The following is a 12897-nucleotide window of genomic DNA, read 5'->3' on the forward strand; positions in this document are numbered from 1 at the left end:
GATCGTGAACTGTCGGTACGCGAAACGCGGTGCCGGACAGCGAATCAGCAGAGCAGGTCAGCGCGTATTCGGGGGCGATGGTGGCGTCACGGGGGTGTTCGGTTGAAACCATTGCCGCGCGAGTGATTCTCATCGCAGGCAGTCCACGATGATCTGGCGGCCGCCGGGTGCGAGCGGTCTGGGCTGGCTCGTCGGCATGCAGTGGCCCGAAGGCAATGAAGACCTCATGTGGGCGATTGCCGACGACTGGAAGTCTTCTGCGGGAAAGCTTCGCGGCATCGACGCCGATATCGACGAGGCGATCGCCGCCGTGCGCCGTGCCTATCCGACGGGTGACGGCGGCGACAAGATCATCGCCCAGTTGCAGGGCATGCGTACCGGCGATCAGTCGATCGACAAGCTCGCCGAGTGGTTCGAGACGATTTCCGGGACCGCGAACAACACCGGAACGCAGCTCGAATACACGAAGCTGATGTTCTACACCACGCTGCTCACCTTGGCGGCGGATATCGCTGCGGCATGGCTGTTCCCGCCGACCGCGCCAATGGCGGAGGGCGCGATCATCGGGGTCGGCCGGATCACTGTTCGGATCCTGACGCGGCGGGCAATCGACTTCCTCGGCAAGGAAGCCGAGAAGGCCACCGAGATCGCGATGATGAAGTTCATCCGGAATCAGGTGCTGATCGGTGGTGCCCTGGGTGCGCTGCAGGACGGTGCCATTCAGGCGTATCAGAGTCAATTCGGCCGCCGTGACGGCATCGACATGAAGCAGTTAGGGTTGTCGGCGGCGGGTGGTGCCGCCGGTGGTCTGCTGGCCGCTCCCATTGGACGGCTCGCCCCCAAGGCGATGCTGAACGCGGTGACGAAGCAGTGGGGAAAAGACGTTGCCGAGAAGATGGTGACGCAGAAGGCCGCGAACCTGCTCAGCGGCGGGATCGCCGGTGGGGTGGCCGGTCTCGGCGGTTGGGCGGTCAGCGGCGGCATCACGCACAACTGGCACTTCGACCCCCGTGTCGTCACGGCCGGTATCGCGGGTGGCACGCTGCCCGGTGTCGCCCACGAGGCTCCCTCTCGATGGAAGGGCGGTGAGCCGAAACTCGACAACGCGGGCCCGAAGACCGACGGCGCTCCTTCGGCACTGAGCGAGCAGCACAAGTCCAATGAGATTGGAAACGGCCAGCTGTCGCAGGGCGAGCATGTGCAGCCGGGGCCCGCCAGAGATGCCTCGCTCACCGAGAATGCACCGCGTGAGGGCGCTCCGACGAGCGAAAAGCTCACGGGTGGAGCAACTCCGGCGCATCTGCAAGCGACGGACACCCAGGTGCGGCCGATCGACTCCGGGGTCTCGCACGCACCGCCGCCGACCGGAGCGCAGGTGGTTCCGAATGCGCAAGCCCCGGCGCACGGCGGCCCGGTGGCGGAGGCGCGACCGATCGATGCCCAGGCCACCAACTCGGGGCATACACCCACATCGGCCGATCAACGCCAAACCCCGGCGGTGGCACGTGCCGAGACACCGGTGGCACCGCGTGCCGACACTCCCTCCGTTCCGAAGGCCGACGCGCCGGCTGCGACTCAGGCACGCGCGGACGCACCGGGATCCACCACGCCCGCAGCCGATCCGCGGGCAACGGCCGCTGCGGTGCGTGACGGCGTTCAGCTCAATCCGATGAGCACTAGGGCGACCGGCCTGGAAGCTCAGCCGCGGGTGATCGAGCACACCGACCTCGCGCAGAGCGGACGGACGGCGGAACCGGTGACCGGTCGCCCCGACGCCAGGGATCTGGTCGGTGCGGGTAGCGGACCGGCGGCCAGAATCGGCGCGCGCCCCGAGGGGCCTTCGAATCACCAGTCCGGATCTCCGGAACATCCGAAAGCTCCTGCCGAGCAGCGCAGTCCGAATCACGGAGCCGGTATTCCGGCCGATCCCGTTGGCGCGCACGGCCCGCAGACTCACGATCCGGCCGCATTCCATCCGGCTGGTCGTGACCCCGAAAACCCTGTGCTGCCGAAGGATTCGCCGCTCACCGAGGCAGAGCACGCGCATGCGCGTGAGGCGCTGGACCGACTAGGACCCGAAGCGACACCCGAACACCTTGCGCACGAGCTGGATACGTCCGTTGCCGAAGCACACAACCGGGCCAGTGAGAACCACGAGTGGTGGAAATCGCTCACACCGGAACAGCAGGACGCAATGCTGCGGGTCCATCCGCACGAGCTCGGCAATGCCGATGGCATCCCACCGCACATTCGCGACGAAGCCAACCGCTTGTCGATCGCGCGCGATATCAACGAGATGCGCGAACAGAATCCCCGCATCGACAAGTTCATGACCCGGTTCACCGACCCGGAGAGCTTCCGGCAGTGGAAGAACCTGCAATCCACGGTCGAGGCGCTGCAACACGCAGACGAGCTAGCTCGGAACTTCGCCAGAGACAACGCCGGACACGAGCCGCCGGTGCAGGTTCTCTCCTACGATTCCACGGCCTTCGGTGGCGAGGGTCGTGCGGTCGTTGCGTTCGGCGACACGCAGCACGCGTCCACGGTGTCGGTCCACGTCCCGGGTATCACGACTACGGTTCGGAGCCTCGGTAGTAATCTGGACAACGCCTGCAACCATTTCAAGGCCACCTCGGAACGTAGAGATCCCGCCGAGGTCGCATCGATTGTGTGGATCGGATACGACGCGCCCAGCGGCTTCCCGAAGATCCTGCGCGAAATGACAGACGCGCGAATGGCGGCGCGCGGCGGGCAGCTGCTGGCCCGGGACATGGCCGCCTTCAGTCAAACTCGTCGCCTCGAGGCCGGTCTACCGGGCGGCTCGCCGACACCCGACGTGCACCTGTTCGGCCATAGTTACGGCTCGACCACCACCAGCTTCGCCGGTGCCGGAGGGCGACTATCCGGGGACGTCTCCACCATCACATTGCTCGGCTCGCCGGGTACCGGGCCTGTCGGCCATGCCGCCGACTTCGGTATCGGCGCGCACAATGTCTACGTCGCCAGCTCCTCCCGTGACCCGGTGACTTGGATCGGAGCCAACACGCACGGCGAAATCAGCCGTATGGCACCGGGACTCGGCAATGGCCTCGGGATGGACCCCGCCATCGCCGCCTTCGGGGCGAACCGTATCGCCGCCCAATTCCCAGGCGGCATACACACACTCAGCGATATCTCGACCCACACCGGCTACTACAACTATCTCGACAAGGGCGCCACGGTCCCCACCGAGTCCCTGCACAATTTCGCCCGTATTGCCAATGGCGAAACACCCCACATCCTGCCCGAATACTCTCGTCCCGGTCGCGAGGATCTCAACGCGTGGCAGCGCAATGTCGGCTCCCTACCTCACGATCCGGCCCGCTTCCGCGGGCCCGAACCCGAAGTGCACCAAGGGAAAAACCCCTACGGCTATGGCGATCTGGTCGAGCACAATCGCGCCACCGAACCGGCCCCCACGGCACCCGAGCGCACCCACGAACCGGTCAATGACTGCGGCCCTCAGGCGCTCCGCCAAGTCCACGAACTGACCGGCAACCCTGAGATTCACGTCCCCGACGATCCCCACATCGCCGAACACGGCATGACCGCGGCCGAACTCGAGAACGCCGCTGGCGCCCACCTCGACCGCCACGAGACCCTGGGCTCCATCGCCGACCAGCTCCACCGACTAGGCGACGGCGCAACCGCTCTCGTCGTGGACGAATTCCGCGGGCCCATGGACGCCAACAACATCGGTGCGCATGCCTACACCATCACCAACGACGGTGGCCGCCTCGTAGTCCACGACAATGCCGTCCCCGGCGGACCGCATCCCTTCCCACCGGACCACACCAACGTCAAATCCACCCACGCCATCGTCTACGACTCCCATGGCAACCCGGTCCATCCCCTCGAATCCAGCACGCACGAGGTACCTGCCGCGTTCGGTCCGGAAGCCCGTATCGGACAACCGGATTCGCACCCGCGGCTGCCGGTCGAGGACAAGCCGTACTACGCCAATCCGCACTACCAAGACCCCAGGGTCTCGCACGAATACGCGGCGAAGAACAACGTCAACCACCGCGAAATCCAAACGACCCGCGAGATCGAAACGGCGAACTACCCCGAGATCTCCCGGCTATCCGACGCCGAGATGGACGCGATCCGCCGCAACCAGTTCTTCAACCTCAACGAGCCGGTCAACGACGCGACCCGCAACGGCAATCCACGGGCCCTGCACGACCAGGATGTCGAGATCCGCACCCTGATGTCGGCCTACAACAAGCTGCCCGACCACGAGGGAACGGTATACCGCTCGTTGCGTTTCGACGACGAGGCGAAGCTGGTGAAATTCCTCGACGAGTACGCCCCGGGGAAAGAACCGGTCGATCGGGGCTTCGCTTCGTCGGATCGGGACAGCTCGATGCCGGGCGGCAATGTCGAGCTCATCATCGACTCCCATTCCGGCAAGGACATCTCGTGGTCGAGCCCGTCGCAGGCCGAGGTCGTTTTCCCACCGGGCACCAAGTTCCGGGTCGAGAGTCACCACTACGAAGACGGCAAGCACTACATCCACCTGACCGATCTAGGAAGGACATCCGATGTCGATCAGCCGAGAGGAAATGGACCGGATCGCGCGGACAGTGCTCGGTCCCACCATGAGCCGTGGAACGGACGACCCGGAGATCCAAGCCCGAGTGGCACGCGAGATGGCGGTCCTGCGCGAGAAGGAGGCGAAGGGACGCCCGTCGGCCACCGAGGACCAGATCAAGATCTGGCAGGCGTGGGGCGAGTCGGAGATCACCCGGATCAACCGCGAGCGGGGCGAGACGGACTAACCCACGAGGAGCCATCTCTCACCCACCCGAACGAGGTTCCGCATCCCGAGGAACCGCATCGGGAACTGCCGAGCCATATCAATGGGCCGGACGAACACTACGTCCCGTTCCTCGCGGATTCCGGGCAGCCGCGACCGGACTCGGTGCATCCGCATCCCACCGAACCTAGCCACCCGGAACAGGCCGCACCACGTCAGGAGCCCGAAAAGCTACACCCCGATTCGCGGGAGCGATCCCCCCACAGCGAGCCCACGAACGACGGTGCGCATCCGAATGCCGAGCACGAACTCACCGCACAGGAACTGATTCACCTGGCAGAGCCGGAAGCTGTGGCGCCCGCGCACGATCCAATTCAGCGCTTCGACACGCCCGAAGCCGCGCGCCACTACGGCGACGAAATGCTCGCTCCGATCCGGGACACTATGTCCGAACCGGAACTACGTGAGCTGCAGCGCTACACGAAGAAGTCGTGGATCAACGAATTCCTGCGTGCGGAGAACCCGGTGAAGATGCTCGCCAAGCTCGCCGAGGACGAAGGCCACTACCAGCAACTCAGGCGAGTCACCAACGGCAGTCCGATCATGCCGAGAGTGGAAGTGCTCGACCGGATTCTGGCCGAGCACCCAGACCGCCGCGATCCCTACCTCGATCCACGCCTTCGCGCCACGATCGAGCATGTAGTCAACGATCCCAACCCGCACGGTCGGCTCCAGGAGCTGTCGCGCAACGCCGACAAGCTGCCTATGATGCGCGAATACTTCGGCGGCGAACCGACCATGGACGTCCTCCGATCCCAGGTCGAACATCTCGACCAAGCGATGAACCGCCCGATTCCCGAGGGCGTGGAGGTTTCCCGCGGAATCAGCATGCGGAGCCTGGACCGCTTCATCGGCCCGGACGGCCAGCCGTTGAACGGCCGCAACCCAATGTTGTTGAAGGGCACCGTTCAGACTGAGCACGGCTACATGTCGACCAGTCTGGGACCGACTCCACCTCAGGAGTTCAGGCTCAAAGTGCGTGTGGAACTGGAGGTTCCGGCGGACTCGAAGGGCGCATGGGTCGGCGACAAGGGCTTGGCCGGACCCGAGAACGAACTCATCCTTCAGCGTGAATCGAAATTCCTGATCACCGACGTCATCGAGGACCCCAAGGGCGCTCGCTACGACGACGGGTACGTCGACTACTTGGTCAAGGGCAAGCTCGTGTCGGCGGATTACGTCCACGAGCCCAATGCCGAGGTCCCGCAAGCCCCCGATCGGAATACGACGCCGGACAGGCGGGCAGCCGATCCGGTCCATCCGATCGATGTGCCCGACAAAGACACTCCGCTCCGGCTCGATAATGAGCCGCAACGCCCCGTCGAATCACCCGATCGCCCTTCAACACTCACCCCGCATCTGATCGACCGCTTCAAAGAGCTGCACGAGCGCCTATACGACGTCGCCTCGGCACACCACGATCCGACCCGCGCCCCCGAGCTACCCGGCCTGCGTCTCGGACTGAACGACCTGATGGACAAGCTCGGCATGCTCGACCACGAGACATCGCCGACCGCCATGCGGCTATTCGAGGAGTACCGCCCCGATCTGGCCAAGTACCTGTCGGAGAACTACGACACGTTCCGACCCCACCCCTCGGACACCGCGACACCGCCACACGAACCCGTTCCACACACGACCGACCACTCACCGGAGCCGAGCGAACATCGCCCGACCGACCCCGAACATCGCCCGAACGATCCGGAACATCGTACGAACGCGGATGACCCCCAACCGAATTCATCTCACCCGATCGACGAGCACAACCCACCGGCCGACCCACTGAGCCACTACGCCGACCGCACCCCTGCCGGCCTCTCCCTCCACAACGACCCGGAATTGCACGCCCTCGCGCACCAGGTCCCCGAAGACCCCCGCTTCTTCACGATCGACGCCCACCTAACCGAGCGCGGCACCGTCCTCCTCGATGGCCGCGAATACACAATGGAAGAACTGGCCGCCCGCCTCCCCGACCTCGGCTACGACGGCCGCCCCATCCGCCTGATCGGCTGCGACGCCGCCTCCACCGACGCCGCCGCCCGCCTGGCCGAAGCCACCAACAACTACGTCCTAGCCCCCACCAAACCAGCCTGGACAGACCCCGAAGGCCACGTCTACTCCTCCACCGCCGACACCACCTCCCAGGGCACCCGCCGCCCCCGCATTCCACCCGACGGCGACTGGGATCTAATCCACCCCAACGGCACCAAAACCAAAGTCTCCGAGGATGGTTTCGTCCCCGGCACCCGGGAGGAAGACAAGCACGGCATTGATGCTGCCGATGCCCGAGATCGAGGCGAGGACGGTACGCCTGAAACGCCATATGAACTTCCTGGAGAGGACAGGGTGATCCATACGGATGACTCTGACTTCGATGAATTATTTGTCGAATGGAATCGTCCAACCCACAAGCCACCGGATCCGCTGAATCCTCACCTGCCGAGGCAGCCGATTGATGTTCAACATGAGATCGTGGCTCCGCATCGTGACCGTGAAACTGTGCCCGACGGAAACACGGAGCCCGGCAAGCTGAAACCCGTTGAGCACCCTGAAACCGTGCCCGAGCCACTGCGCGCGCATTTCGGCGACGAGCCTCTGAAGCCGTGGTCTGCGTACCCTGTGGTCAATGAGAACGGCACAAGGACAACGTTCTTCACCAACGGAGACGGAACGGTTAAATGGGTTGAGGCAACTCCGGGTTCGCGGGCGTTGGCACTCGATAAGAAGGGGCCATGGTCTGGCTTCAACCCGGACTTGAGTTTTCCACTGTTACCCGACGTCCAATATCAGGTTCCAAATGTTCACAACAACGACAAGCTCCTGTCGTTCCATACCGACTCGCATGGCCAAACCGATGCATTGACCGGTGATATTGAAGCTGGCGGTCAAAATAGGGCGTACCGGGACGACGACGGCGGGAAGGGTGCGCAGCAGCGCGCATACCAAGAAGGCGAGGCGGCCTACCCGAGCAATCCGGGGTATGAGCTGACCGCCGCCGAGCTCGAAAAATCCCGAATCAAATGGGCTGGAGGGCATCTCCTGGCGAACGAGCTTGGAGGCCTGGGTGAGTACCTGAACATGCATCCGCAGATGGCGGCATCGAACTCGGGAAACCGAAAGGACGGTTGGATGCACGAGGCTTCGTGGCGTGCCAAGGAAAACCAGTTGGTCGCGTTCGCGAATGAGGAATACCAAGATATCCGCAACTACCAGGTCAAGATGACCCGTGAAGCGGACGGCGTGCCCAGCGACGTCATCATGCGATGGCAGGAGGTTACTTACGTCCGTAATGGAGACGGTCGTGTGCATCTCGATGTCGATGGTAAACCCGTTGTGCAATCAGTCGTTACGAAAGAACGAGTGTTCCCCAATAGGGAGGCAAACTTTGGACCGCAGGATCGATACAAGAATCGCTGAGATATGTGCAGTGGCGAGGGCGGGGGCTCCACTCGGCTGGGAGTCGATCACCCTGGAGGTATGGGCGAACGTGATAGCGTACGAGGTTGCGGTTTCTGCACAAGGCGCCGATGGTCGCTTCGTCGGTGAGATGCGGCAGCTGGGGCTTACTGATCAGCTGCAAGAATTGCGCGACCAGATGTATGAGCCGGACAAGGGTGCGTGGCTGTCGGCACGATTTGTTCTGCACCGAACCGGAGATCCCGAGATATCGTTCAACTATAACGAAGATCCGAACTGGACACCGGCGTTGCATCCTGTGATGTTCGTACGTGATCTCGAGGCGTATCCCCGTGCAGACGGATATATTCCGCCATGGCTTCGCGAGTTGGTCGATCGGGGCCACGAGCTGGAAGGTCAGCATGAAGCCGCCCAGGATGAGCAGTAGGATTAGCCGATAGCCAGCTTGACCGAGGAGGCCTTACGTAATGTCGAACCCATCGCCGCTGAGCCCGATGGAGCAGCAGGAACGGCTCGCAGAGATCGCGAATGATATTTTGCCAACGCTGCCGATGGGATGGACACGTCTTGTGATTCGGGCACGGTCTATCGGGCGACACGCGGAGCGCGAAACGGGCGTGAAGCTGCCGGACGGCTCTGTGCAGGGCTGGACCTTCGATCCTGAGGTGTGGCGGAAGTTCATGGAGCTGCGGGAGGCCATGTATGTGCCGAACCTTGGCACCTGGGTAGAGTTCAAGTTTCTGCTGGATCCACCTGGACGCTTCAACATCCAGTACAACCGTGATCAGACACCGCGATTTGAGAAGTGGCCCACAAGTTCGGATTTCGCCGTGGAGAGCGAACGTTTCCCGCGTTCCGACGAGAACATGCCGGAGTGGTATCGGCTCGGTATTGCAGGACAGTCGCCGCAGAGCTGAGTCGGCTGTAGTCTGGATTGGGAGAGCGCAATCGTTGAAAAGCTAACTGTGAAAAATGATGCGATAACACCGAATTATGATGCCTGGACGCGTCTTCCGGTGTTCTACCTTCCGGTCACGCTCGGCGACGTACTTGTGGGCTACCTGTGGGGGTCGCAGAATGGGAATTCTGCGGGGTTCTTCACGAACATGGCCTTTGGGGCCGATCGGGTGAAATCTGCTGTCTACTGGAATGATCGGCTCGAGGAGTGCTATCGGATGGGTCTTACGCCGGCTGAGGCGATCAGGTATTGGGTTGGGAAGCCGGAGGATCCGCGGTTCGGTGGGATCGCCGGTGATGCCGAGATGGGGGAGGCTCGGACCATTCAGGAGTTGGCGCTGCGTTTGAACCCTGATCATCCGATCGGTGAAGGTCCGTGGGTGCAGGACGGCACGTTCCCCAGCGGTAGTCCCGAGGATCGATCCGAGGGCTTCAGCGCGATCGCACCTGTGCCGACATCTATCTACCCCGACGAAACTGGCTCAGCTGTCATCTATTTGAGCGTCATCCTGAAGGGGACGATCGTCGGGTACGTGTGGGCATCGGTCAGCGATGACGCCGCCGGATACATCCCTCGCGCCGCGGTCGGCGATGTCGGCGTGGTCGCAGGTGGACTGTGGCGCGCACGGCTCATCGACGCACACAGGACTGGTCTATCGGCGCTTGATGCGGTCCGCCGTTGCCGCTCGCTTCCGGCCAACGCCGCTGGAACGTTCGGTGAGATTCAACCCATTCCGGAGCAGCAGACCCCCTCCCTCTCTGAGCTCCGACGGGTCGCAGACCAAAGCTGACAACTTCGAAAGCCGAAGGCGGAAGGATTCCGACGATGACTGCCGAGTTCGCCGAACTACCAAGGCTCGCACGCGTTTACGACCATCGCGATGCCAACGGCCGCCCGGTCGCAGTCCGGGCATCGCTGCCCACGCACTTGCGCGACCGGCTCCTCGCCTACCTCGACTCCGCCCCGATCGTCCTGGCCGCTCGCAGTTTCGAGGTCGATGAGTTTATCCCGTCGGTCCGAGACGTACCGCTCATCTTCCGCACCGACGGTGAATGGATCTGGTCGGGTGCGGTGTCCCATTACCTGCGCAAACATGCCTTTCCGCCGGACCCGGAGTTGTTGCGCCACATCGTTGCCCGTGACTTCCTACTTGGCGAGGTCAGCCCAGAAGCGAAAAGGCTTGCGGTACATGTGATCACGACCGCATAGTCGCTATCATGGGGGATCGCGAACATTGCTGGACGATTCCGCCCACCTTTTTGGATCATGTACGCGCTCGGAACTACCGCCCCGCAACCGATGTCGATGTGTCCGATGCGAAATTCGATGCCGCGATCGCGGCCTATTTCTGACGTGTAGGGAGCGCTCGATGACACTTCCGCCCTGGATCACACCGCCGGAATGACGATGATCAGCGTGCGATCGACGAAAAGCTCGCGGCCAGAATAGGTATCACGGTCGAGTGGTTGCACGAGATCGATCGACAGATGGTCGAGGACACCCGTGCCCGCGACGCGATCCCGGCCAACGAACCGATCGTGGACAGCAGCCCCAAGTTCAACAAGGGCTTCGGCCCGGTGACCGATGACAACACCATCGCACCCGGCGAAATGCGCGCACATGAGAAGCTGCCCCTACCTCCACCCCCGCCATCCCGCAACGACTGAATCCGAACCATCGAGTGGCACAGGATGGAGGCGGACTCGGACAAATCCCCTCACTGGTGTGCCACTCGGTGGGAATCCCTCGGTTGCCGGAGATGATTGACTCGAACTAACTCCGAGCACTCCACCGACGTTGGCCTGAGATGAATTCCAGGTCAGGTGGGGAGGAAGCGATGGGAGGCGGTCTCGCGGTCCAGGCGGGCGCGGATTTCGGCGACGGTTGTGCCTGGGGCGGGGTGCCGACGAGCGCGAGCAGGTAAGGAGATCCAGCCGAGGATGATTCCCAGGCCGGTGCCGAGGAGGAGGAAGGTCAATTCAGCAATCATGGCTTCCCTCTTCGTGATCCGCGTCGTCGAGCAGGAGGGAATTCGGATGCATGGCGAGCTGTTCGAGCGCGGTGCCACGCACTCGGATGAGCGTCTGTAGTGCTGCGGCGCTGACGAACAGTTCGAAGCCTTCGGGTTCGCCGAAGACGAGGGTGATCGCGTTGTCCTCGGTGTGGAGTACGGGGCGGATGGGACACTGGTCGTCGACGCAGGCCCAGGTGCCGACCTTCAACTGCTCGAACATGGCCGTCCCTTCGACGGTTTGGGCTGTAGCGCAAGCAATCTGGGATACAAGAAGGAAGAGAACTGTGGCGCAAGCCACAGCTAGGGCATGGGCTGATATATCAGCGGATTCAATAGCTAGCTGCTGATGATGTTGGTCGGCACAGGGGATTCGCCGGACGATAGGTTGGAGGCCCAGTGAGTGAGCGTTCGGATCCATCGGCGTTGCGGTTCCTGATCGGGCATGAGCTTCGGGTTGCCCGGGAGCGCGCGAGGGTCAAGCAGAGCGAGGCCGCGGCGGCGATCGGGTGCAGTCAGCCGAAGATCGTTGCGATGGAAGCTGGAAGTATCTCCAACAGCCCGACGATGTGGCTGCTCTGTTGAAGTTGTATCGGACGAATGTGGCCCAAATCGACCGGCTGGCTTCGTTGGCTGGACGCGCAGACCAGAAGACCTGGTGGGCGCCGTTTTCCGAAGTGCTGCCCAACTGGTTCAAGACCTTCGTCGGTCTCGAGGGTCTGGCTCGAAGCCAGTTCATCTATCAGGCAGTGACTTTCACCGGTCAGCTGCAGACCGAGGCCTACGCAACTGCGCTGCACTCGGGTAGCCCGCTGGTCGCTTCTGTCGACGTCCCGCAAATCGTCAGGGCCCGCGTGGCTAGGCAGCGAATCGCCGACGAGGTCAGCCCGATGGGTTTGGACACGGTGATCGAGGAGGCGGTCCTGCACCGCGAGGTCGGCGACCCAGGTGTCATGCGGGAACAACTCGACCATCTGCTCACCCTGACCGACCACGACCACATCGAGATTCGCATTCTCCCGACCAGGACCTACGCACACGCCGGTAATGTCGGTGAGTTCACGCTGCTGCGCTTCGACGAAGCGCAGACGGTCGGCTACATCGAATACCCGACGGGCGCTCTCTACCTGCAGGATTACGATGGGGTGGCAGTGTACGAGATGCTGGCCGACCACCTCCGCACGGCGGCTCTATCGAAAAGTGAATCCGCCGAACTGATTCGGGGCCGGGCGGCCGATTGGAAGTGAGGGAATCGGCCTATGGCCCCGGTCGCACATTTTGGTTGCGGAAATCAAGCTACAGCGGAAGCAACGGGGGCCAATGCGTCGAGGTCTGTCCCGCAGCGGGCCAGGTTCTCGTCCGTGACAGCAAGTACGCCCGCCCTGCGGAGAGTCGCCCCATCATCGCGGTTCCGAACGATGCATGGCCAACGCTGCTCGAACTCGCCTTGTCGGGAGGCGTTGGTGAACTGGGCGAAGCGTTGGTGCTCGAGCGCCGCCGGGGCGGCGACACCGCCGTCGTTGATCGGCAGGGCATTGAACTACTGTTCACGGCCCCTGAGTGGGACGCATTCGCGAAGGGTGTTGCGGACGGTCAGTTCGACCTCGAATAGCGCTCCCAGCAGGCAAACCCTGATCCCGCTCTGCGGGAAGA

The 12897-nt window shown here is 63.0% G+C and carries 12 protein-coding genes; 9 read left to right on the plus strand and 3 right to left on the minus strand.

Annotated elements, in window-relative coordinates:
- The first annotated feature begins 148 nt into the window (after positions 1 to 148).
- The 6 genes from ACFXKA_RS02640 (at position 149) to ACFXKA_RS02665 (ending at position 10585) form a co-directional block, all read left to right on the plus strand.
- A complete protein-coding gene (locus ACFXKA_RS02640) occupies positions 149 to 8275 on the plus strand; it encodes an alpha/beta hydrolase (protein ID WP_379425560.1) in 8127 nt (2708 codons plus the stop codon).
- 70 nt (positions 8276 to 8345) lie between these two features.
- Entirely contained in the window at positions 8346 to 8702 is a 357-nt protein-coding gene (locus ACFXKA_RS02645) for a hypothetical protein (RefSeq protein WP_379425562.1), read from the plus strand.
- Between the two features lie 40 nt (positions 8703 to 8742).
- Positions 8743 to 9192, plus strand: a complete 450-nt coding sequence (locus ACFXKA_RS02650; RefSeq protein ID WP_379425564.1) for a hypothetical protein — start codon at positions 8743 to 8745, stop codon at positions 9190 to 9192.
- A 48-nt stretch (positions 9193 to 9240) separates the two neighbouring features.
- Positions 9241 to 10023, plus strand: a complete 783-nt coding sequence (locus ACFXKA_RS02655; protein WP_379425566.1) for a hypothetical protein — start codon at positions 9241 to 9243, stop codon at positions 10021 to 10023.
- A 35-nt stretch (positions 10024 to 10058) separates the two neighbouring features.
- On the plus strand, positions 10059 to 10442 hold the full coding sequence (locus ACFXKA_RS02660) for a hypothetical protein (protein ID WP_379425568.1): 384 nt from the start codon (positions 10059 to 10061) through the stop codon (positions 10440 to 10442).
- Positions 10443 to 10450: 8 nt separating this feature from the next.
- Entirely contained in the window at positions 10451 to 10585 is a 135-nt protein-coding gene (locus ACFXKA_RS02665) for a hypothetical protein (protein ID WP_379425569.1), read from the plus strand.
- Between the two features lie 36 nt (positions 10586 to 10621).
- Here the strand turns inward: ACFXKA_RS02665 and ACFXKA_RS02670 are convergent, their stop codons facing one another.
- The 3 genes from ACFXKA_RS02670 to ACFXKA_RS02680 form a co-directional block, all read right to left on the minus strand.
- The gene (locus tag ACFXKA_RS02670; protein WP_379425571.1) at positions 10622 to 10855 is read right to left on the minus strand and encodes a hypothetical protein; all 234 of its coding nucleotides are present in this window, start codon (positions 10853 to 10855) and stop codon (positions 10622 to 10624) included.
- Between the two features lie 197 nt (positions 10856 to 11052).
- Positions 11053 to 11223 (minus strand): hypothetical protein, encoded by a 171-nt coding sequence (locus ACFXKA_RS02675; protein ID WP_379425573.1) that lies wholly within the window; start codon positions 11221 to 11223, stop codon positions 11053 to 11055.
- Complete coding sequence (locus tag ACFXKA_RS02680; protein ID WP_379425575.1) at positions 11213 to 11467, minus strand: hypothetical protein; 255 nt, start codon at positions 11465 to 11467, stop codon at positions 11213 to 11215. The genes ACFXKA_RS02675 and ACFXKA_RS02680 overlap by 11 nt, the downstream gene beginning before the upstream one ends.
- A 176-nt stretch (positions 11468 to 11643) precedes the next feature.
- Here ACFXKA_RS02680 and ACFXKA_RS02685 point away from each other — a divergent pair, with 176 nt between their 5' ends.
- From ACFXKA_RS02685 to ACFXKA_RS02695, 3 genes are read left to right on the plus strand one after another with little or no spacing between them, the layout of a single operon-like run.
- Positions 11644 to 11829 carry a helix-turn-helix domain-containing protein gene (locus ACFXKA_RS02685; RefSeq protein ID WP_379425577.1) on the plus strand — a complete coding sequence of 62 codons (186 nt, stop codon included), beginning with the start codon at positions 11644 to 11646 and terminating at the stop codon, positions 11827 to 11829.
- A 17-nt stretch (positions 11830 to 11846) separates the two neighbouring features.
- Positions 11847 to 12491, plus strand: a complete 645-nt coding sequence (locus ACFXKA_RS02690; RefSeq protein ID WP_379425579.1) for a DUF5753 domain-containing protein — start codon at positions 11847 to 11849, stop codon at positions 12489 to 12491.
- Positions 12488 to 12856 (plus strand): DUF397 domain-containing protein, encoded by a 369-nt coding sequence (locus ACFXKA_RS02695; protein WP_379425886.1) that lies wholly within the window; start codon positions 12488 to 12490, stop codon positions 12854 to 12856. The genes ACFXKA_RS02690 and ACFXKA_RS02695 overlap by 4 nt, the downstream gene beginning before the upstream one ends.
- Positions 12857 to 12897 lie beyond the last annotated feature (41 nt).

The sequence above is a fragment of the Nocardia sp. NPDC059228 genome, from assembly GCF_042754245.1.
GTDB lineage: Bacteria > Actinomycetota > Actinomycetes > Mycobacteriales > Mycobacteriaceae > Nocardia.